At 63.9% G+C, this 19,777-nt stretch carries 16 protein-coding genes; 9 read left to right on the top strand and 7 right to left on the bottom strand.

Features of this window, described 5'->3' with window-relative positions:
- Window positions 1-247: 247 nt before the first annotated feature.
- A complete protein-coding gene (locus ACH2DG_RS12305; RefSeq protein ID WP_395026438.1) occupies window positions 248-1,519 on the bottom strand; it encodes a YbfB/YjiJ family MFS transporter in 1,272 nt (423 codons plus the stop codon).
- Between the two features lie 73 nt (window positions 1,520-1,592).
- Here ACH2DG_RS12305 and ACH2DG_RS12300 point away from each other — a divergent pair, with 73 nt between their 5' ends.
- The 3 genes from ACH2DG_RS12300 to pdxY are packed head-to-tail and all read left to right on the top strand — an operon-like array spanning window position 1,593 to window position 4,446.
- Complete coding sequence (locus ACH2DG_RS12300) at window positions 1,593-2,459, top strand: LysR family transcriptional regulator (RefSeq protein ID WP_395026437.1); 867 nt, start codon at window positions 1,593-1,595, stop codon at window positions 2,457-2,459.
- Between the two features lie 29 nt (window positions 2,460-2,488).
- The gene (locus ACH2DG_RS12295) at window positions 2,489-3,541 is read left to right on the top strand and encodes an NAD(P)H-dependent flavin oxidoreductase (RefSeq protein ID WP_395026436.1); all 1,053 of its coding nucleotides are present in this window, start codon (window positions 2,489-2,491) and stop codon (window positions 3,539-3,541) included.
- A gap of 29 nt (window positions 3,542-3,570) precedes the next feature.
- Window positions 3,571-4,446 (top strand): pyridoxal kinase PdxY, encoded by an 876-nt coding sequence (pdxY, locus tag ACH2DG_RS12290; protein WP_395026435.1) that lies wholly within the window; start codon window positions 3,571-3,573, stop codon window positions 4,444-4,446.
- An 11-nt stretch (window positions 4,447-4,457) separates the two neighbouring features.
- Here pdxY and ACH2DG_RS12285 read toward each other — a convergent pair whose 3' ends face one another.
- The 4 genes from ACH2DG_RS12285 to ACH2DG_RS12270 form a co-directional block, all read right to left on the bottom strand.
- On the bottom strand, window positions 4,458-5,756 hold the full coding sequence (locus tag ACH2DG_RS12285) for an O-antigen ligase family protein (RefSeq protein WP_395026434.1): 1,299 nt from the start codon (window positions 5,754-5,756) through the stop codon (window positions 4,458-4,460).
- Window positions 5,753-6,565 carry a glycosyltransferase family 2 protein gene (locus ACH2DG_RS12280; RefSeq protein WP_395026432.1) on the bottom strand — a complete coding sequence of 271 codons (813 nt, stop codon included), beginning with the start codon at window positions 6,563-6,565 and terminating at the stop codon, window positions 5,753-5,755. The genes ACH2DG_RS12285 and ACH2DG_RS12280 overlap by 4 nt, the downstream gene beginning before the upstream one ends.
- Entirely contained in the window at window positions 6,566-6,772 is a 207-nt protein-coding gene (locus tag ACH2DG_RS12275; RefSeq protein ID WP_395026431.1) for a zinc-finger domain-containing protein, read from the bottom strand.
- Window positions 6,773-7,012: 240 nt separating this feature from the next.
- Entirely contained in the window at window positions 7,013-7,444 is a 432-nt protein-coding gene (locus ACH2DG_RS12270; RefSeq protein ID WP_395026430.1) for a glycerate kinase, read from the bottom strand.
- A 225-nt stretch (window positions 7,445-7,669) separates the two neighbouring features.
- On the opposite strand from ACH2DG_RS12270, the gene ACH2DG_RS12265 reads away from it, so the two are divergent.
- The 5 genes from ACH2DG_RS12265 (at window position 7,670) to ACH2DG_RS12245 (ending at window position 12,616) form a co-directional block, all read left to right on the top strand.
- The gene (locus ACH2DG_RS12265; RefSeq protein ID WP_224151021.1) at window positions 7,670-8,389 is read left to right on the top strand and encodes a MarC family protein; all 720 of its coding nucleotides are present in this window, start codon (window positions 7,670-7,672) and stop codon (window positions 8,387-8,389) included.
- Window positions 8,390-8,478: 89 nt separating this feature from the next.
- On the top strand, window positions 8,479-8,913 hold the full coding sequence (locus tag ACH2DG_RS12260) for a pyrimidine dimer DNA glycosylase/endonuclease V (RefSeq protein ID WP_395026429.1): 435 nt from the start codon (window positions 8,479-8,481) through the stop codon (window positions 8,911-8,913).
- Window positions 8,910-10,370 (top strand): trypsin-like peptidase domain-containing protein, encoded by a 1,461-nt coding sequence (locus tag ACH2DG_RS12255; protein ID WP_395026428.1) that lies wholly within the window; start codon window positions 8,910-8,912, stop codon window positions 10,368-10,370. Before ACH2DG_RS12260 ends, ACH2DG_RS12255 begins: the two co-directional genes overlap by 4 nt.
- Window positions 10,367-11,464, top strand: a complete 1,098-nt coding sequence (locus ACH2DG_RS12250) for an FHA domain-containing protein (RefSeq protein ID WP_395026425.1) — start codon at window positions 10,367-10,369, stop codon at window positions 11,462-11,464. The genes ACH2DG_RS12255 and ACH2DG_RS12250 overlap by 4 nt, the downstream gene beginning before the upstream one ends.
- 147 nt (window positions 11,465-11,611) lie before the next feature.
- A complete protein-coding gene (locus ACH2DG_RS12245) occupies window positions 11,612-12,616 on the top strand; it encodes an aldo/keto reductase (protein ID WP_395026423.1) in 1,005 nt (334 codons plus the stop codon).
- Window positions 12,617-12,841: 225 nt separating this feature from the next.
- On the opposite strand, the gene ACH2DG_RS12240 is transcribed toward ACH2DG_RS12245, so the two are convergent.
- Together ACH2DG_RS12240 and radA are read right to left on the bottom strand one after the other, a co-directional pair.
- Entirely contained in the window at window positions 12,842-17,032 is a 4,191-nt protein-coding gene (locus ACH2DG_RS12240) for an IPTL-CTERM sorting domain-containing protein (RefSeq protein WP_395026421.1), read from the bottom strand.
- A gap of 577 nt (window positions 17,033-17,609) precedes the next feature.
- Window positions 17,610-18,995 (bottom strand): DNA repair protein RadA, encoded by a 1,386-nt coding sequence (gene radA / locus ACH2DG_RS12235; protein WP_395026419.1) that lies wholly within the window; start codon window positions 18,993-18,995, stop codon window positions 17,610-17,612.
- A 155-nt stretch (window positions 18,996-19,150) separates the two neighbouring features.
- On the opposite strand from radA, the gene ACH2DG_RS12230 reads away from it, so the two are divergent.
- Window positions 19,151-19,771 (top strand): glutathione S-transferase family protein, encoded by a 621-nt coding sequence (locus tag ACH2DG_RS12230; protein WP_395026418.1) that lies wholly within the window; start codon window positions 19,151-19,153, stop codon window positions 19,769-19,771.
- The last annotated feature ends 6 nt before the right edge of the window (window positions 19,772-19,777 follow it).

Raw genomic sequence — 19,777 nt, 5'->3', positions numbered from 1 at the left:
CTCCAGAAAAATAGGTATGCAAATGCGGCTCTGCAAAATTGCAACCACGGCAGTTACCGCAAGAAGCCGCATGTTTGCATGACGCAAACGTTTGCGCACCGGAGTTTACCCCAAGGTTACACCCCGGTTACCAAAACCCATCAACTCTGCTTTTGATAGCTGCCAGTGCTTGTCAGTGAAGCGCAAACAACGCATTTGGCTGCCAAGACAAGGCCGCGCCAGCCACGTGGAATAGCCAGAACGTCCGTCACACACTGCGCTGCGGATGGCGCACCATCATCCAGGCATACAGCAGCATGCCCAGCACCAACGCGCCGGCGGCCACCGCCAGCCCATAGGCAAAGCCGGTCTGGGTATTGGCGGTGTGGGCGAGCATGTAAGCCACCATGGGCGGGCCCACGATCTGCCCCAGGCCATAGGCGGCGGTAAGCAGGCCTGGAAAGCTGCTGATGGCAGCGGGCCATATGCGCCGCGCCTCCTGCAGCGCAAAGAAGGTGATGGTGGTAAACGGCAGCCCCAGCAAAATACTGCCCAGCGCAAAGCCAACCGGCGTGGGCCATACAAAGCTGATGACAATCGACAGCGCCTGGGTGCCATAGCCCGCCATCAGCAGCTTGCGCCTGTCCCACCGCATTGGCATGTGGGTCGACAGGTAGGCACCCAGCGCTACACCACCGCCGAACATGGGCCAGAACAGATCGGGCCAGACAGAGCCTTGTGGCAACGCGCCACGGGCAATCACCGGCAGATAAGTCGCGGTAACGATATAGCCCAGCCCTGCAAAGCTGTAGGCTGCGGTAAGCAGGGCACGGTCAAGCGGCCCTTCCGCTGCAGGCGCCACCGCTGCACCCGGCTGCGCGGCGGGCAGCGGCGCCAGCGCGCCCCGCACCACGGGCAGCACGAGCAGCCAGAAGAGTCCGGCCAGCAGTGCAAACACCAGCCAGCCACTGACCGCATGCCAGCCCGCCGTCACCATGCCGCTGGTGGCCAGACCCGTCACCAGAATGCCCAGGCCCGGCCCGCAGAACACCAACCCGCCCAGCGCAGGCCTGCCCAGATGCGCCAGCTGCGACATGCACCACAAGGTGATGTTGAGGAACACCACGGCACTTGCCACACCCGATACAAACCGCAGACTGGCCCAGGCGTCAGGCCATTGCAGCGCGATGGCCGCCGTCAGCACTGCGGTGAAAAACAGCCCCCAACGCACCATGCGCGCCGGATGCCAGCGCTGCACCACGCCTTTGGCCACCCAGGGCAGTGCCATGCACACGAGTGAGCCCACGAAGTAGCCGATATAGTTGCTCATCGCCAGCCAGCTGCCCTGGGTGAGGGTCACCGTGCCATCGTGCAGCATCATCGGCAGCAGCGGCGTGAAGGCAAAACGCCCTATGCCCATGGCCGACGCCATGGCGATCATGCCGGCAATGGCCACCAGCCAGGGCCGCTGGCTCAAGGCCGAAGCAGTGGATACCGATGCCGAAGACACGGCAGAAGATGCGGGTGCAGAGATGGACATGGCTTTATCTATCTTTTTTTGAGATTAAATGATAAATTACCATTCCATAAAAAGATAGATATTTTTACCATCCATGCTCGATCTTGCCTCGCTCTCCATTTTTCTGCAGGTTGCCGAAGCGGGCAGCATCACGCGTGCCGCGCAGCAACTAGGGCGCGTGCAGTCCAATGTGACGACACGCATCCAGCAGCTGGAAGAGTCGCTGGGCGTGCCGCTCTTTGTGCGCGAGGCCCGGCGCATGGTGCTGACCCCCGAAGGCCTGCGCCTGCAGCGCTACGCCGGGCAGTTGCTGTCGCTGGCCGAAGAGGCGGAACAGAACCTGCGCGCCGATGCTCCGAGCGGCCGCCTGCGCCTGGGCTCGATGGAAAGCACCGCTGCCGTGCGTCTGCCGCAGCCGCTGGCGCAGTTCCACCGCAGCCATCCCGATGTACAACTGGTGCTGTCCACCGCACCCTCGCGCCAACTGGTGGAGCAGTTGCTGGACCACGAACTGGACGCCGCCCTGGTGGCCTGGCCGGCCCCCGACCTGGGCGAGCCACTGCCGCTGACGCTGGAGCCCCTGTACGAAGAGCCGCTGCGCCTGCTGCTGCCCGCCGGCAGCACGGAGCGCGACGCTCCGTCGACCCTGGCCGCCTTCACCGATGGCTGCACCTACCGCCGCATTGGCGAGGACTGGATGCAAAAGACGCGTGGTGCGCCGCCCGCGCAGGTGCTGCAGCTGCATTCGTACTACGCCATTCTCGCAAGCGTGGCCGCTGGCAGCGCGGTAGCCGTGGCTCCACAGGCTGTGCTCGACCTGCAACGCGACCCCTTGCCCATCACTACCTTGCCGCTGGCCCCCTGCACCACCATGTTCATCACCCGCAGTGGCTACCGCACACCGGCGGTGCAGCAATTGCTATCTGTTTTGAAATCACACCGCGCGCCGGATGCGCGCTAGCGCTCGTTTTGACCTTGAAGGATGACGCCATGCCAACTGCTCTGATGCAACAACTGGATCTGCTGCTGCCCGTGGTACAGGGCCCGATGACCGGGGCCGACAGCGCGGCGCTAGCGGCGGCCGTATCTGCGGGCGGCGGGCTGGGCTCGCTCGGCTGCGGCATGCGCTCGCCCCAGGCCATGCGCGAGGCCGCAGCCGCCGTGCGTGCCCACACGCAGCGGCCCTTTGCGATGAATCTGTTCGTTCAGGCCACACCCACGCCCGATCCCGCGCAGGTGCAGCGCGCCATGCAACGCCTCGCTCCGCTCTACGCCCGCTTTGGCGCCGAGCCCGCGCTGCCCGCGCAGTGGTGCGAGGAATTTGCGCAGCAGCTGGACACCCTGATCGAGCTGCGCCCCGCCGTGGCCAGCTTCACCTTCGGAATTCTGGAGGCAGCGCAGGTGCAGCGCCTGCATGCCGCAGGCATTGCCGTGTGGGGCACCGCCACCACGGTAGCCGAAGCGCTCGCCTGGCAAGCCGTGGGCGCTGATGCAGTGATCGCCAGCGGCCTCGAAGCCGGTGGCCACCGTGGCACCTTCCTGGCCGACTACGCCTCATCGATGGTCGCCACACTGCCGCTGGTACGCGATTGCGTGCTGCAGTTGCAAGTGCCGGTGATTGCGGCTGGCGGCATCATGGATGGCGCGGGCATTGCCGCTGCACTTGCGCTGGGCGCGCAGGCCGTGCAAATGGGCACGGCCTTCCTCGTCTGCCCGGAATCGGCCATCAACGCCGCATACCGCGCCGCACTGGCCGGAGCCCACGCGACGGACACCGTCACCACGCGCACCATCTCGGGCCGCCCGGCACGTGGCGTCCGCAACGCCATGATCAGCGCGCTGGAGCCTGATGAAACCGATATTCCAGCCTACCCGGTGCAGAACGCGCTGACAGGCGCGCTGCGCAAGCTGGCGGGCGCAGCGGGCGATGCGCAATACCTGTCGCTTTGGGCCGGGCAAGGCGTGGCGCAGGCGCGCGCCCTGCCCGCCGCGCAGCTTTTGCAGCATCTGCAAGACGAATGGCGCGCCGCTGGCGGACAATAGGCGCTCTCTTTTTTACAAGGATTGCCGCCGTGAGCACCCCTGCCAAACCCATCATCCTGTCCATCCAATCCCACGTGGCCTGGGGCTATGTGGGCAACTCGGCGGCGGTGTTCGCACTGCAGCGCCTGGGCTTTGAGGTGCTGCAGGTGCACACGGTGCTGTTCTCCAACCACACGGGCTACGGCCAGTTTCGCGGCCAGATCCTGAGCGCAGAGCACATCCAGAGCATCCTGACCGGCCTGCGCGAGCGCGGCGTGCTGCACAAGGTGGGCGCGGTGCTGTCGGGCTACCTGGGCAATGCGGAAACCGGCAGCGTCATTCTCGATGCCGTGGGCGACATCCGGCACGCCAACCCCCAACTGCGCTACCTGTGCGATCCGGTGATGGGCGATGTCGGGCGCGGCCTGTTCGTGAACCCGGCCATCCCCAATTTCCTGCGCGACCAGGCCATTCCGTTTGCCAACATCATCACGCCCAACCAGTTTGAATTCGAGCTATTGACGGGCTCCAAACTCGCCAGCATCGATGAAGCCGTGGCCGTGGCCCGCCAGTTGCGTGGCCGAGGGCCGGACACCATCATCATCACCAGCCTGGCCACCCCCGATATTGCCGCCGACCAGCTGGGCACGCTGGCCGTCAACGGCGCAGGCGCCTGGCTGGTGACCACGCCCCGCATCGATCTGCATCCGCTGCCCAATGGCATGGGCGACGTGTTTGCCGCCACCCTGCTGGGCCGGCTGGTGGACGGAAAAACCTTGCCCCAGGCCCTGGAGCTGGCAACGGCCACCCTGTATTCGCTGGTGAAGGCCACCACGCCCGGCTCGCGCGATCTGCCGCTGATCACCGCGCAGATGCAACTGGTGGAGCCTGCCGCGCACTTTGCGGCGCAGGCGATTGCACCTTGAAGGAATTGTCTTCAGGGTCTTGTGGTACTGCACACCACAGATAGTGCGCGCTCACGCCCTATCAACGCGCCCAGCAGCACCACCAGCATGTACACATAGAACATGTGCCCGCTGTTGTGCGCAAAGAAGACCTGGGTCAGGCCGAAACCCATGTAGCACAGTGGCACCATCGTGCCCAGCATGCGCAGGTAAAGAATCTGGCGATCCATCGGCGTGCCAGGGCACTGGGCCATTCGCCGCCGCGTGGGCCAGAAGATGGCCAGCGGCACTGCGTAGAAAACCAGAAGCAGCACCACGCCAACGAGCCCGCGCTTGGCAAACATGTCCAGCACCTCGTTGTGCGCATGGTCGTAGCCCAGCACGGAGGCGCTGGCACGGCCCGCCTGCACGCGGCGCTCCTTTTCATCGATATAGCCCTGCAAACCCCAGCCGGTCAGCGGCTTGGCGCGCCCCATATCCCAGGCCAGCTGCCAGTGCGCCAGCCGCTGGCCCACCGAGGTCTGTGCGGCGCCCTGGTGCTGCTCCTGGTACTGCTCCACCTCGGTCACTGCCGTGTGATAGCGCTGCGCCATCTCTGCGCCCTTGACGGCCACCAGAGCGCCAATGCCGATGACTGCAGCCACCAGCCCCAGGCCCACGGGTTTGCGCAGGCCGCAGCGCCACAGCATCAGCGCCCCCACCAGCAGCACCACGGGCAGCACGATCCAGCTGCCGCGCGTATCTGACAGAACAACCGCCAGCAGGCCGAACAGGCTGCACACCAGCCCCAGCGCGCGCTGCCAGGCCGCCAGCGAGCGCCACAGCAGCAATACGCCAAAGCAGCAGCCCAGTGCCAGAATGAGCGCCAGACCGCTGAACTGGATTGCATTGGTAAAGCCATTGGCCCGGTGCGCATCGGTCCATCCCGCCTGCCAGGCGGCCACCAGGCCTGCACCCAGGGCACCGGCCAGCATGCCCCAGCCCAGCGGGCGCACCTTGGGCGCATACAGCTGCAGGAAGCCCAGGCCGGCAATGGCGAACAGGTACTTGTAGAACTGGTCATTGCGCGGCTTGAGCGACCAGCCGTCAAAACTCATTGACCACAGCACGCCCATGACGGCAATCAGGCTGCCCAGCAGCGCGGCCCGCCGGTCCCAGGGCTGGCCCCACCACTGGCGCACGAACACCAGCGCAGCCAGTGCCAGCACCGCAGCCCCGACCGAATAGCCCGACGGCACGGACAGCGCTACGCCCGGCACCAGAAAAGCGGCCAGCTGGCTGGTCCGCAAGGCCAGCGTGGATGCAGGCGGCACGGCCGCCGCGCGCGTCATCGGCGTACGTCTCCGCTCAGGTAGGGTCGGTCGTAGGCCAGCGCCACATAGCGGAAAAAGCTCTCCAGCGCGACGAACACGCAGTACAGAAAGCCCGCGCCGCCGCACAGAAAGCCGAAATGCAGGATATAGAGGCGCAGAAACATCGCCACCGACGAGGCCATGCCCCGCCAGATGCCGCCACGCGCGCCTTCCTGCGCACGCTTGGCAGCGCCCAGCATGGCGTACTGGGTGAGTTTTTCCAGGCTGGAATGCACGGTATTGCGCGAGTAATGCAGCAGCGGCGTCTTCATCAGATGGCGCGGCACATCGCCACGCGAGAGCTGCGCCTCCTCGTGCACCACGCCGGTGTACTCGCGCAGCAGGCCACGCCAGAACAGGCGCTCGACCTTGGCGGTGGAGCGCAGGTACTTCAGTTCCTTGCCAAAGGCCACCATGCGCCAGCGCACCATCCAGATGGCTTCGGTGCCCGATTGCACGATGGCCTGCAGTTCTTCGCGGAACGCGGGCGAAATGACTTCATCCGCGTCCAGAAAGAAGACGTAGTCGCCCGTGGCATGCGCGAGCAGACGGTTGCGCTGCACGGCAAAGCCCTGCCAGTCGTCATAGCGGTAGACCTGGGCTCCCTGCTCGCAGGCGATGGCGGTGGTGCGGTCCGTACTGCCGCTGTCCACCACGATCACCTGGTCTGCAAACGAGGCGCTGCTGATGCAGGCCTTGATGTTGTCTTCCTCGTTCAGCGTCAGGATGCCAATGGTCAGCGTCAGCTTGCGGGAAGCTGCAGCACCGCCCAATGGAGAGTTTGTCACTCAATGGCCGCCGTGGAAGGTTTCGCCTGCCTTGAGTCGATACACGGTGCCGCAGTACGGGCACTTGGCCTCGCCGGAGTGGCCCACATCCAGAAAGATGCGGGGGTGGCCGTTCCACAGCTTCATCTCCGCCTTGGGATTGGGACAGAACACGCCGCCCTGCGCGTTCAGATCTTTGGCCAGCAACTCAACAACTGCCTGCGTCATGGTGTTCAAACTTTCCTGTGCTTGCCAGGCGCCCCTTTGCCCTGGCAACGATCGATGATTGTGCGAGACGGGCGGCCCGGTATCTGGCACCCGTCTTCATGCTGGGCTGAGATTTTACGTGGACGGGAGCCCGCTTTACACAATATGAGGGATTGCCTACCCCCCGAAGTCCCTGACCAAGGCAGCCGCCTACCCCGCGCCGGGCACTGGCAAGGCCCTTTTGTTACAAATTCCGTATCCTCAATCCAGGTTGCCGGGGCCTGCAATGGGTGCGGGCTCCGCCACTGCAGGACGCTCCAGCGTCCATTTGCGCAGCCGTCCACCCACAAATTCACAGGTCACGGTCGAGTCCGTGTTGTCACGCCACAAAAAGACTTCGGGCTGCTCCAGGTCCTTGGACTGACGCAAACCAAGCGAGCGTGTCATCGCCACCACGTGTACCAGCGACATCTGGGGCTTGAGCTTGGCGTTGAGCATGACGGCACTGGCCACATAGCCCAGCGGGCGCTCGGAAGCGCGCTTCATGATGGTCATCAAGCGGGTGAAATGCAGCATCAGCCACATCACGATGCCGCCGCCCACGGCCAGCACCCCCATCCATTTGTAATTTTGGTAAGCAGCCCCCAGCAGCACCACCAAACCAATGGGAATCAGTATGTTTCTCCAGTTCATGGGGCGCTATTGTCCACTGCCGGGCGGGCAGTGCCAACGCCAGGGGCCAATTGAAGTCGGTGCCACGCAATGAATGGCGACACCGACCACGCGGAGCACCTGATGTATATTTCCGCCCCCAGCAACACACGCACCCTGGTTTGCCCTTACAACCCGGTATCTGCCTCTGGCGCACGCAGGCTTTGGCTGGCATGCTTGCGCGCTATATCTTTTTGAACCGCTTTCATGTCTCTGAGTTTCGCCATCGCCTTTGCCGCCTTCAGCAAGAGTTTTCTGCTGGTGGTCGCCACCATGCTGCCCATCCTCAACCCGGTCAGCGTGTCTGCGATCTTTCTGACCCTGACCGAGGGCGCATCGCACGAAACCCGGCGCGCCATTGCCACGCGCATCGCCATCAATGTCACCTTGCTGATCATCTTCTTCATGCTGATCGGCTCGTACATGCTGGAAATGTTCGGCCTGTCGATCGACATCGTGCGCCTGGGCGGGGGCCTTCTGGTGGCAGTGATCGGCTGGAACATGATCAACACCAACTCCTCCGAAGGCCGGACCGAAAAGCTGGCCGAGGCCTTCACCCCCGAGATGGCCCGCCGCCGCGCCTTCTACCCGCTGACCTTTCCCCTCACCTATGGGCCAGGCAGCCTGGCCGCCACCATCACCATCGGTGTCAGCCTGCTGGACCGCAGCTCGCCAGCGCTCACCGTCGTCAACGTCATCGGCGCCACAGTCGGCAGCATTGTGGTGGGTGTCATCCTGCTGGTATGCAACCGCTATGCGGACAAGCTGCTCAAGCCGCTGGGCGAGACCGGCACCATCGTCTTCCTGCGCATCTCGGCCTTCATCCTGCTGTGCCTGGGCATACAGATTGCCTGGAGCGGCCTGGGCAACCTGATCAGCGACGCCATCGAACACGGCGTGACCGAGGCCTACAAACTGCGCAGCTGAAGCCGTGGCACACAGTGGTTTTGAAGCAATTTCAGCCACTGACGCCCGCACCATGCGCGCAGGCACTTTTATTTTGATAGCATTCACCCATGCGTCTTTGGTCTGTGCACCCCCGGTACCTTGATCCGCAGGGCCTGGTTGCGCTGTGGCGCGAAGGCCTGCTCGCGCGCCATGTGCTCCATGGCCTCACCAAAGGCTATCGCAACCATCCCCAGTTGGACCGGTTCAAAGCCCACGCCACGCCGCAACTGGCGATCGACGCCTACCTGTGGGCCGTGCAGCAGCAGGCCACCGAGCGCGGCTACCGTTTTGACAGCAGCAAGCTCGGCCCCAACTCTGGGGTGGCACCCATTGCCGTCACCAGCGGCCAGATGGCCTACGAATGGGAACACCTGCTGCGCAAGCTGCAGGCACGCAACCCGGCGCTCTGGGAACAATGGCGCCACACCACCGACCCGCAATGCCACCCGATGCTGCAACCATGCCGCGGCCCGATTGCCGACTGGGAACGCCCCGAACCATGACATCCTTGACCCGAATCACCTGCCTGGCCGGCATACTGGCTGCGCTGCTGGCAGGCCCCGCCATGGCGCAGCCGCAAGCCGAAGCCGCCACGCCGCTGGCCGGCACCGCGCAACCGGCCCCTACCGCCGCCCACCCGCAGACTGCGCCTGCGGACGCAGCAACCGCCCAGCCACCGTCTCGCCCGGCCGTTTCGGTCGCTGACGCACCGTTGCCGCCGCCCTCGCCCGACGCCCAGCAGGCCTACATGGCCGCGCGAGACAAGCTTGTGCAGATCCGCACCCTGCGGCGCCAGACCAACACGCAAAGCAGCACCGGATCGGGCTTTTTCGTATCCGCCGATGGCCTGCTCATCACCAACTACCACGTGATCAGCCAGCTGGCATTGGAGCCCGAGCGTCACCGGGCCGTGCTCGTGGCCGTCGATGGCAAGGAAGCGCCCGTGCAACTGCTGGCCGTGGATGCCCTGCACGACCTCGCCCTGCTGCGCATTGCCAAGGCAGACAAGGACGGCGACGCCCCCCACCACGGCGCCCTCGCGCTGCGGCCCGCCAACAACCCGCTCAATGGCGGCGAGCGCATCTTCTCGCTGGGCAACCCCCTGGATGTGGGCTTCGCCATCACAGAAGGCACCTACAACGGCCTGGTGCAGCGCAGCTTCTACCCCCGCATCTTCTTTGGCGGCACGCTCAACCCGGGCATGAGCGGCGGCCCCGCCATCGACACCCAGGGCCGCGTGGTGGGCGTGAACGTGGCCAAGCGCCTGGGCGCCGAGCAGGTCAGCTTTCTGGTACCGGTGGAATTTGTCGAACAACTGCTCGCGCGCAGCCGCAGTGCAGAACCCGTCAAAGGCGCGCTGCATGCCGAGCTGACCCGCCAGCTCACCGAACACCAGCAGGCCCTGACCGACCGGCTGCTGGCAGGCCCAGCGCGCACCGAACGCTACGGCCCTTACCGCGTGCCCGTGCCATCGGAGAGCCTGGCGCGCTGCTGGGGCGATGGCCGCGAGCGGCGCAGCGAATCGCTGTTCGACTTCGAGCGCAGCCAGTGCCGCATCGACAGCGAAGTCTTCACCGGCGACGGCGATGTGGGCGGCCTGGGGCTGCGCTACGAGGCCTACGACGCCCCGCGCCTCAACCCCTGGCAGTTTGCCAACACCTACAGCCAGAGCTTTGCCAACGAACCCATGCGCAAGCGCGGCAACCGCGTGCGCACCGGCTTTGAATGCCGCGAAGACTTTGTCGCGGGCGACGCCAGGCTGCCGCTGCGCGCCGTGGTCTGCATGTCGGCCTACCGCAAGTTCAGCGGCCTGTACGACCTGACCGTGCTGGCCGTCTCGGTGGACCAGCCGCGCCAAGGCGTGCTGGGCAGGCTGAACGTGAGCGCCGTCAACTTTGACAACGCCCAGCGCCTGGCCAGCCATTTCCTGCAAGGTTTTTCCAGCGAGAGCGCGCGATGAGCGAACACGACTACCCCGAGCTGACCGAAGTTGCGCCCGACACCGAAATGGCGGCCCTGGATGCCGCAGCCCCCGCGCAGCCCGCTGCAGCGCCGCCCGAAGGCGCCGTGCTGGAGCTGGTGGAACGCGGTCACCGCCTGGCGCTTGCGCTGCCGGTGTTTGCCTGGCCCTGCACCATTGGCCGCGCGGCCACCGCCGATCTGGTGCTGACCGACGCCAGCATCGCACCCGAACATGTGCGCCTGCACCGCAACGGTGATGGACAGTACGAAATCGAAGTGCTCGACAGTGTCAACGGCATCTGGCTGGGCAAGCGCCATTACAGCGCGGGGGAGCGCTGCACCTGGACGCCGGGCACCCGCCTTGTGTTGGGCCGCGGCGTGCAACTGGCGCTGCGCACCACGGCGCAGCCATTGGCGCCCACACAGCGCTGGCGGCCCTTCTCGCGCGCGCAAGGCGTGCTCACGGCCTTTGCGCTGGTGGCGCTTGCCCTGCTGGCAGCCCTGGAGACCTGGCTGGGCGCCACCGAGACCGGAACCATGGCACGCCAGCTGCCATCCATGCTGCTGTGGCTGTTTGGCGGCCTGCTGGTGTGGTCTCTTCTCTGGTCGCTGATGGGCAAGCTGTTCACGGGATCCACCGCATTCTGGCGCCATGTCTGCATCGCCTCGGTCGGCATGGTGGCTACGGCGCTGGTGGGCAAGCTGCTGTCAGCCAGCGCATTTGCATTGTCGATACCGCTGCTGTCGCGGTTTGACTCCAGCGTGGCCGTCGCCTTGCTGGTGGTCGTGCTGTGGTTCCACCTGCGCGCGGCAACCCAGGTGGGCAGCCGCACGCTTGCCATTGCCATGCTGAGCCTGCTGGTGCTGGGCGTGGGCGCCAAGCTGGGCCTGCAATGGCAATCGCAAAAGCGCCTGGGAGATGGCCTCTACATGTCCAACCTTCTGCCGCCACAGTGGCGCATGGCGCCCACCGTGCCGGTGGACCGCTTCGTGCAGGGCACCGACGCCATCCGCCAGCAGTTGCAGACCCGCAGCCAGCTGGAAAAGGACGAAGACGAAGATGGCGCGGAGGAAGACAGCGGCCTCGACTGAGAACGTGTTTACGATCTCTACGCAGCACGGTCGCGGCGCGAGGAGATCGTGAACACGTTCTGAGACGTACTGCCTGCACACCCCAAGCGACAGACAGGGGCGCCGTGCATGACTACGATAGTCCCACCATTTGCCAAAGGGATTGCCATGCACTACCGCCAACTCGGCGCCAGCCCGCTTCAGGTCTCTGCCCTGTGCCTGGGCACCATGATGTTTGCCGACCAGACCGATGCGCAGGAGGCCGCTGCCATCGTGGCCGATGCACGCGAGCGCGGCGTCAATTTCATCGACACGGCCGACATCTACAGCAAGGGCGCCTCCGAAAGCATGGTGGGCCGCCTGCTGCAAGGCCAGCGCGATGACTGGGTACTGGCCACCAAGCTGGGCAACGCCATGGGCAACGGGCCCAACCAGGGCTACTACTCGCGCGCCTGGATGCTGCGCGAAGTCGAGGCCAGCCTGCAGCGCCTGCAGACCGACCGCATCGACATCCTCTACCTGCACCGCGACCGCGCAGGGCTGAACCTGGAAGAGCCCCTGTACGCCCTCAAGCACCTGATCGACAGCGGCAAGATTCTCTACTGGGGCATCTCCAACTTCCGCGGCTGGCGCATTGCAGAGGCCGTGTTCATCGCCCGCCAGATCGGCCTGCCGCCGCCCGTGGTGTGCCAGCCGTACTACAACCTGCTCAACCGCATGCCCGAGACCGACATCCTGCCCGCATGCCAGCATTTCGGCATCGGCGTCGTGCCCTTCAGCCCGATTGCGCGCGGCGTGCTCAGCGGCAAGTACCAGCCGGGCATGGAGCCGCCCAAGGACAGCCGTGCCGGCCGCAACGATACGCGCATCATGCAGACCGAGTTCCGCCCCGATTCGCTGCTGATTGCGCAGCAGGTGCAGCAACACGCCCAGCAGCAAGGCATCAGCGCCGCACAGTTTGCCACCGCCTGGGTGCTGGCCCACCAGGCCATCAGCGCCGTCATCGCCGGCCCGCGCACCCTGCAGCAGTGGCAGGACTACCTGCCCGCGCTGGACTACCAGGTAACGGTGGAAGACGAACGTCTCATCAACGGGCTGGTCAGCCCGGGCCACCCGTCAACGCCCGGGTACAACGATCCTGCGCACCTGTGGCCGCAGGGGCGGCTGGCCTAGCACATGATCACACGGGCAATGCACTGCGCAAAGCGCGCAGCCATCGCGTGATCCGGGGCATGCCAGACTCCCCCTGGACGCGGCTGCATTGCACAGTACGCTGCAACAAAAAATCCATGGCCTGAAGCAAAGAATTCACAACATGGGTGAACGAAGCCATGGCCCGAAATGAAGAAGGCCAGTCGAGAGACTGGCCTTTCAATCAGCGGATTTTCTCGGCAGATTTTATTTGCGACGGCGCCGCATATATGGCATACCGAACACCATCAGCAAGCCGCCCATGATCATCAGGCCGTACTCGGAGAGGGTTGGCACATTCGTTGCCTTTCCTGCGCCCTTCTCCGCTACCGTTACCGTCACCGTGGCGGTGGCGCACACAGCAGGCGTAGCCTTGTTGCACAGCTGGTAAGTGATGGTATAGGTACCCGCAGGAACCGTTGCCGTCGTGGTAACCATGCCGGTGGCCGGATCCAGCACCACGCCCGGATCAGAGGCAGGCGTTACTACCGTCAGCGTCGAGTTCGTCGGCGTCGAAGGTTGACCGTCCGTCGTGTCATTGCCCAGCACATTGACCGGCGTGATCGGCGTGCCTGCCGTACCCGAAGCCGTGTCTGCCTGCGGATTGACCCCGCCTGCAATCGTCACGGTTACCGTGGTGGTGGCGCACACGGGGGGCGTGGCCTTGTCGCACAGCTTGTAGGTGATGGTGTAGGTGCCGGGTGGAACCGTGGCCGTCGTGGTCACCTTACCCGTTGCCGGGTCGAGCACCACACCTGGGTTGGAGGCTGGTGTTACCACCGCCAGCGTCGAGTTTGTCAACGTCGAAGGCTGGCCGTTCGTCGTGTCATTGCCCAGCACATTGACCGGCGTGATCGGCGTGCCTGCCGTGCCCGAGCCCGTGTCTGCCTGAGGGCTGACCCCGCCTGCAATTGTCACGGTTGCCGTGGTGGTGGCGCACACGGGGGGCGTCAGCTTGTCGCACAGCTGGTAGGTGATGGTGTAGGTGCCTGGGGGCACAGCAGCCGTCGTGGTGACCATGCCCGTTGCCGGGTTGAGCACCACACCAGGATTGGAGGCTGGAGTTACCACCGTCAGCGTCGAGTTCGTCGGCGTCGAAGGCTGGCCGTCCGTCGTGTCATTGGCCAGCACATTGACCGGCGTGATCGGCGTGCCTGCCGTGCCCGAGCCCGTGTCTGGCTGCGGATTGACCCCGCCTGCAATTGTCACGGTTACCGTGGTGGTGGCGCACACGGGAGGCGTCAGCTTGTCGCACAACTGGTAGGTGATGGTATAGGTACCTGCAGGAGTGGCAGCCGTCGTGGTGACCATGCCCGTTGCCGGATCAAGCACCACACCAGGATTGGAGGCTGGAGTTACCACCGTCAGCGTCGAGTTCGTCGGCGTCGAAGGCTGGCCGTCCGTCGTGTCATTGGCCAGCACATTGACCGGCGTGATCGGCGTGCCTGCCGTGCCCGAGCCCGTGTCTGGCTGCGGATTGACCCCGCCTGCAATCGTCACGGTTACCGTGGTGGTGGCACACACGGGGGGCGTCAGCTTGTCGCACAGCTGGTAGGTGATGGTGTAGGTGCCTGGGGGCACAGCAGCCGTCGTGGTGACCATGCCCGTTGCCGGGTTGAGCACCACACCGGGGTCAGAGGCAGGTGTTACCACCGTCAGCGTCGAGTTCGTCGGCGTTGAAGGCTGGCCGTCGGTCGTGTCGTTGGCCAGTGTGTTGACCGGCGTGATCGGCGTACCTGCCGTGCCCGAGCCCGTGTCTGGCTGCGGATTGACCCCACCTGCAATCGTGACCGTCACCGTCGAGGTGGCGCAGGCGACAGGCGTGCCCGTATCGCACAGCTGGTAGGTGATGGTATAGGTGCCGGGTGGCACGGCCGCGGTGGTGGTGACCATGCCCGTTGCCGGATCGAGCACCACACCAGGGTTGGAGGCAGGGGTTACCACCGTCAGCGTCGAATTTGTCGGTGTCGAAGGCTGGCCGTCCGTCGTGTCGTTGGTCAGCACATTGATCGGGGTGATTGGCGTGCCGGCGTTCCCATTGCCAGTATCAGGCTGGGGGGTGGCAATCCCTACCAGCACATTGGTGATGGTGGCGTTGAAAGTCTGCGCAATATCCAGCGTAGGCTGGGTCTGCGCAGGGCTGTAGACCGGCGCATTCCAGGCAAAACCATTGGCGGCCGGCACCGTGCCCTCTGTCACGGTGCAGACGGCGGACTCAGTGGTATTGGTGGGCGGAACGTTCACCACCACGGGGGTGCCCGGCAGCACATTGACGCTTTGCACGGGCAGCACCACGCCATTGCGGGTACAGGCAACATCGATCGGGAAAGTAGTGCCTGGCGTGTAGCCAGCGGTATTGCCGCTCACGACCTTGGTCACCACCAGCTGGGAGGCACTCACCTGGTAGTTGGCCGTGCCCTGGTTGTTGGTAGGCACAATATCCACCCATGAGCCACTGGCGCCCGGCTTGACTTCGGCCGTATTGGTTTGGCTGCCATGGAACAGATCCACACCCGTCACCATGCAGCGCACCAGGCCGTCTCCGGCAATACTGGGAATGGTGACGCTGAAAGTGCCATTGACGATATTGCCCAGGCCTACGGATGCAGGCAGCACCGTCTCGGTTGCGGGGGTGCCAGGGTTGACAATGGAGCAGCTCACGGCAGTAGCTGTAAAGGTGGAAGGCAGCACGTCGGTCAGCACCACATCGGTGGCGGTGACCCGCCCTGGATCAAACAGCCACGGGTAAGCGGAGCCTGTTACGTTGGCCGCATCCAGTTGAAAGCTCACCGGCTCGCCCGCATGGACGGTGCCGCTGCTCACCACTTTGGAGGCCGCCATATTGCGGCAGGCAGGTGCGATGGGGCTCAGGAAGGCCGTCACACTGGTACTCCCGCCGACCGATCCCCAACGGTCATACCCTGGTGGTAGGGGCGCGGTGGTGGCCACAGTGAAAAAATTCGTAGCAGCCCCACCTGCCCTGTGGAGGCAGGCCGCCTGGTCAAAATTGGCAAAGGTAAAGGTCAGTTCAAAATCCAGGCCTTGCCCTACCGCCAGCGTAAAGCCCGGGGCCATATCCAGGTTCTGGGCAGGTACATTGGCACCTAGATTCGTTGTTGTGGGGATTATGGCGCCGTTCGCCCAGGGGCACACCACCCCTCCGGTGCCCGTGCAGGCCCCCACCACCACACTAGGCACAGTCACTTGCCAACCCTGCGGCGTTGTCACAGGGCTGACAAGTGCATTGCCAAAGGCTTGCACGAAGTCCTCTAGATGGTAGTTGAGTGGAAGCGCATCCATCACCGGGTCTCCAGTGGCAGGGCGGTCTACATGGTAGTGGTAGGTAATGGTTTGCCCATTGGCATTGAGCACATTGCCCGCAGGCGCATTGACAATGGTTTTACTGACATTGACAGGGGCATTGGCTACTACACAAGGGTCGGTCTGCGCCGGGTCCATGGTGAACGCGGCAGTTGGTTGGTCGTTCCCCGGGTTTGAATCTACCAATACAGTAATGCCGTTGTCGCCCCGCGCATTAAAAATGGCGCTATCTGCACACTGGGCTGGCGTAATGATGGCGGTAGAGACCACGGTATAGGTAACGCCCGCCTTCCAGACAGAAGGGCTGGGGGCATTGGTGGCGCCCAAATAGGGAACCGCAGACGAGCCGCCTGCGGGGGTCCCCCAGGTTCCTGTAACAGTTTGGGTGGTTGATGTATTGGCCGGGCAGGCACTGCCATCCGATGCGGTACAAGACAGGAACGTGGTGACAATACCTGTGGTTGGCAGAGGAATATAGTTGACAGGCCCAAGGGATATGCCGCTTCCGAACTGTGCGCTGGCGGGCGCCTGGATGTCGATACCCGAATTGTTGGTATGCGTGGTGGTGAACTGGATGGGCACCCCATAGGCATAAAACCCGCCAGGCAGATTGGGCGGGGTGTTGATGACCACGGTGGACGATACATCAACCGTGGCATTGCTGACGGTGGGAAAGTTGTTGACCGATGTGTTATCTGCCGGGGTGGCTTCGGTATCGCCCGCACCTGGCTGAATGTTGGCCGAGACCTGTACCGTCTGTGCCTGTGAGAAGTTGCCGCTGACCGTGATGGTACAAGAGCTGGCGTTGGGCATACTGGGCACGACGGCGCTCACGCCAGTGCCCGTCGCCGTAATAGCACCCACTGCCGGGCAGGTGGCGCCCCCCGCAGCAGTAACCCCTGTTACCGAGACATTGAACATATTCTGCAACACGGCAGAAAACTGCGCATTGGTGGCAGCGCCGGGGCCATTGTTGGCAACGGTGAAGGTATAGGTGTAAGGGGTAAACGCCACGACGGTAGGCGCGCCGCTGACATTGGATACCATGTTGACGGTTGCGGCCGACGCAGTGGCCATGGAGCCTACCAATAAACCACCTGTCAGAAACCAGCGGCCGAATAGCAATCCCAACCGGCGCCGCTTTTTTTCTTGATCTATTCTTGCTTCGATCTTGTATATAGACATAAAAATCCTCCCGGCCCGTTTTTTGCAGGCACGTGAGGTTGATTATTGCTATTAATTAATAGATCAGCGACTGAATATTCGTGTAATCCATATTAATCAACCCAATTAATATAGATTTTAAACAAAATTTGTCAATTTTTGAAAAGCTGAGATTGGGCGCATTTAAAAATTGCTAATTAAATTATTTTTATTGGCAATTTATAAAATATTTGTTGTGATTTACCCTTGGTTTTCAAGCAGGCCTGCACCTCTATGGCGACTGGTTTTATCTGGCTTTAGATATTTTTTGGCGGAGAACCTATACACCCATGCGGCAGGCGGCAGGCGGCAGGCGGCAACAATACAGAATAAAAAAGCGCAAACTGCGCTTTTTGTTCGGGGAAGCAGGAATCGCTGCTGCAGGCCAGAGCTGCTGCTGCCCTTGCCCGGATTGCTGAATCACGGTTTCATGATCCCTGCCCCTCGTCCGTTACTCCAGCCCCCGCACAATCTGCATCGCATCGTCCACCCGTTCCACCGCATGGATGGTCAGCCCCTCGATCGGCTTCTTGGGTGCATTGGCCTTGGGGACGACGGCGACGGTAAAGCCCAGTTTGGCCGCTTCCTTCAGGCGCTCCTGCCCGCGTGTGGCGGGGCGCACTTCGCCTGCAAGGCCCACTTCGCCAAATGCAATGAATCCCTTGGGCAGCGCCTTGCCGCGCAGGCTGCTGGTAATGGCGAGCATCACCGCCAGGTCAGCCGCGGGCTCGCCAATGCGTACGCCGCCAACGGCGTTGACGAACACATCCTGATCAGCGCAGGCCACGCCAGCATGGCGGTTGAGCACGGCCAGCAGCATGGCGAGCCGGTCGCGGTCCAGACCTACCGAGAGGCGGCGCGGACTGGGGCCAGCGGCATCGACCAGTGCCTGAATCTCGACCAGCAGCGGGCGCGAGCCTTCCAGGGTGACCAGCACGCAGCTGCCGGGTACCGGATCGCTGTGGTGCGACAGGAAGATGGCGCTCGGGTTGGAGACGCCCTTGAGGCCTTTTTCCGTCATCGCAAACACGCCGATCTCGTTGACCGCGCCAAAGCGGTTCTTGATGGCGCGCACGAGGCGGAAGCTGCTGTGCGTGTCGCCCTCGAAATACAGCACGGTATCGACCATGTGCTCCAGCACGCGCGGGCCGGCCAGCGCCCCTTCCTTGGTCACATGGCCCACCAGAATGACGGCAATGCCGGTGCTCTTGGCCATGCGCGTGAGGTGCGCCGCGCATTCGCGCACCTGGGCCACCGAGCCCGGGGCCGAGCTGAGCTGGTCGGAGTACATGGTCTGGATCGAGTCGATCACCACCACGGCGGGCTGCGTGCTCTCGCAAGTGGCCAGTATCTTTTCCAGCTGGATTTCAGAGAGCACATTGACCTGGCTGTTGTCGAGCCCCAGCCGGCGCGAGCGCAACGCCACCTGGGAGCCGCTCTCCTCCCCCGTCACATACAGCGCGGGCAAGCCCTCGCGCTGCAGCGCATCCACCGCCTGCAGCAGCAAGGTGGATTTGCCGATGCCCGGATCGCCGCCGATCAGCACCACGCCGCCTTCGACAATGCCGCCGCCCAGCACCCGGTCCAGCTCGCTGATGCCGCTGGGCGTGCGTGCCACGTCCGTGGCCTCGATCGCCGACAGCGGGGTGACCGCCTGGGCCTGGCCGGCATAACCGGTGCGCCCGGTCTGGCTGAGGCGGTTCTTGCCGCCACCGGCGGGCTCGGCCGCCGTCTCCACCAGGCTGTTCCAGGCACCGCAGCTCGGGCACTTGCCCAGCCAGCGCGGGCTCGTGCCGCCGCATTCGTTGCAGGTATAAATCGATTTGTCTTTGGCCATGTCACCGCGATTGCTGATACTGCTGCCAATGGTATACGTGCCCGAGGTGCGGCACGCGACACCCTGGTTTGCTGCTGTGGTTTAGTATCAAAACCATAGCTGATGGCGCTTGGTGGACAGGCGCCGGCTACCAATTTTTATCCAAGGAGATTGTGATGAGCGCCCCTCTGACCCTGTACTACGCCCCCGGCACCTGCGCCCAGGCCGTGCTGATTGCGCTGCACGAAGCTGGCGCCAACTTTGAAGCCAAGCGGCTGAACATGGCCGAAGGCGAGCAGCGCAGCGCCGCCTATCTGGCCATCAACCCCAAGGGCCGCGTGCCTGCGCTGCGCACGCCTCAGGGCGTGCTGTCGGAAACCCTGGCGCTGCTTCTGTACGTGGCGCAAACCCACCCGCAGGCCAAGCTGGCGCCGCTGAACGACCCCTACCGCCTCGCGCATATGCAGGAATTCAACAGCTTTCTCGCCTCGACCGTGCATATCAACCACGCCCACCGCCCCCGCGCAGCACGCTGGGCAGACGATGAGGCCGCCCACAAGGCCATGCAGGCCAAGGTGCCGCAGAACATGCGCGATGCCTTCACCCTCATCGAGCAACACTACCTGGGCGACCAGACCTGGGTTTTGGGCGACGAGTACTCCGTCGCCGACCCTTACCTCTTCACCATGGCCGGTTGGCTTAAAAGCGACGGCGTCGATATCCAGGAGTTCCCGCGCGTGGCGGCGCATTTCGAGCGCGTCAAGGCCCGGCCTGCGGTGCAGCGGGCGCTGGCTTGAGCCGGA

This window comes from Comamonas odontotermitis, assembly GCF_040396735.1.
Classification (GTDB): Bacteria; Pseudomonadota; Gammaproteobacteria; order Burkholderiales; family Burkholderiaceae_C; genus Comamonas; species Comamonas odontotermitis_C.
The sequence above is the reverse complement of the archived record's forward strand: the minus strand, read 5'-3'. Positions and strand labels throughout refer to the sequence as shown.

Coding starts and splice junctions, on each gene's coding strand:
- ACH2DG_RS12305 (WP_395026438.1), bottom strand. CDS start 1,519: ATGTCCATCTCTGCACCCGCATCTTCTGCCGTGTCTTCGGCATCGGTA.
- ACH2DG_RS12300 (WP_395026437.1), top strand. CDS start 1,593: ATGCTCGATCTTGCCTCGCTCTCCATTTTTCTGCAGGTTGCCGAAGCG.
- ACH2DG_RS12295 (WP_395026436.1), top strand. CDS start 2,489: ATGCCAACTGCTCTGATGCAACAACTGGATCTGCTGCTGCCCGTGGTA.
- ACH2DG_RS12285 (WP_395026434.1), bottom strand. CDS start 5,756: ATGACGCGCGCGGCGGCCGTGCCGCCTGCATCCACGCTGGCCTTGCGG.
- ACH2DG_RS12275 (WP_395026431.1), bottom strand. CDS start 6,772: ATGACGCAGGCAGTTGTTGAGTTGCTGGCCAAAGATCTGAACGCGCAG.
- ACH2DG_RS12270 (WP_395026430.1), bottom strand. CDS start 7,444: ATGAACTGGAGAAACATACTGATTCCCATTGGTTTGGTGGTGCTGCTG.
- ACH2DG_RS12265 (WP_224151021.1), top strand. CDS start 7,670: ATGTCTCTGAGTTTCGCCATCGCCTTTGCCGCCTTCAGCAAGAGTTTT.
- ACH2DG_RS12260 (WP_395026429.1), top strand. CDS start 8,479: ATGCGTCTTTGGTCTGTGCACCCCCGGTACCTTGATCCGCAGGGCCTG.
- ACH2DG_RS12255 (WP_395026428.1), top strand. CDS start 8,910: ATGACATCCTTGACCCGAATCACCTGCCTGGCCGGCATACTGGCTGCG.
- ACH2DG_RS12250 (WP_395026425.1), top strand. CDS start 10,367: ATGAGCGAACACGACTACCCCGAGCTGACCGAAGTTGCGCCCGACACC.
- ACH2DG_RS12245 (WP_395026423.1), top strand. CDS start 11,612: ATGCACTACCGCCAACTCGGCGCCAGCCCGCTTCAGGTCTCTGCCCTG.
- ACH2DG_RS12240 (WP_395026421.1), bottom strand. CDS start 17,032: ATGGCCACTGCGTCGGCCGCAACCGTCAACATGGTATCCAATGTCAGC.
- radA (WP_395026419.1), bottom strand. CDS start 18,995: ATGGCCAAAGACAAATCGATTTATACCTGCAACGAATGCGGCGGCACG.
- ACH2DG_RS12230 (WP_395026418.1), top strand. CDS start 19,151: ATGAGCGCCCCTCTGACCCTGTACTACGCCCCCGGCACCTGCGCCCAG.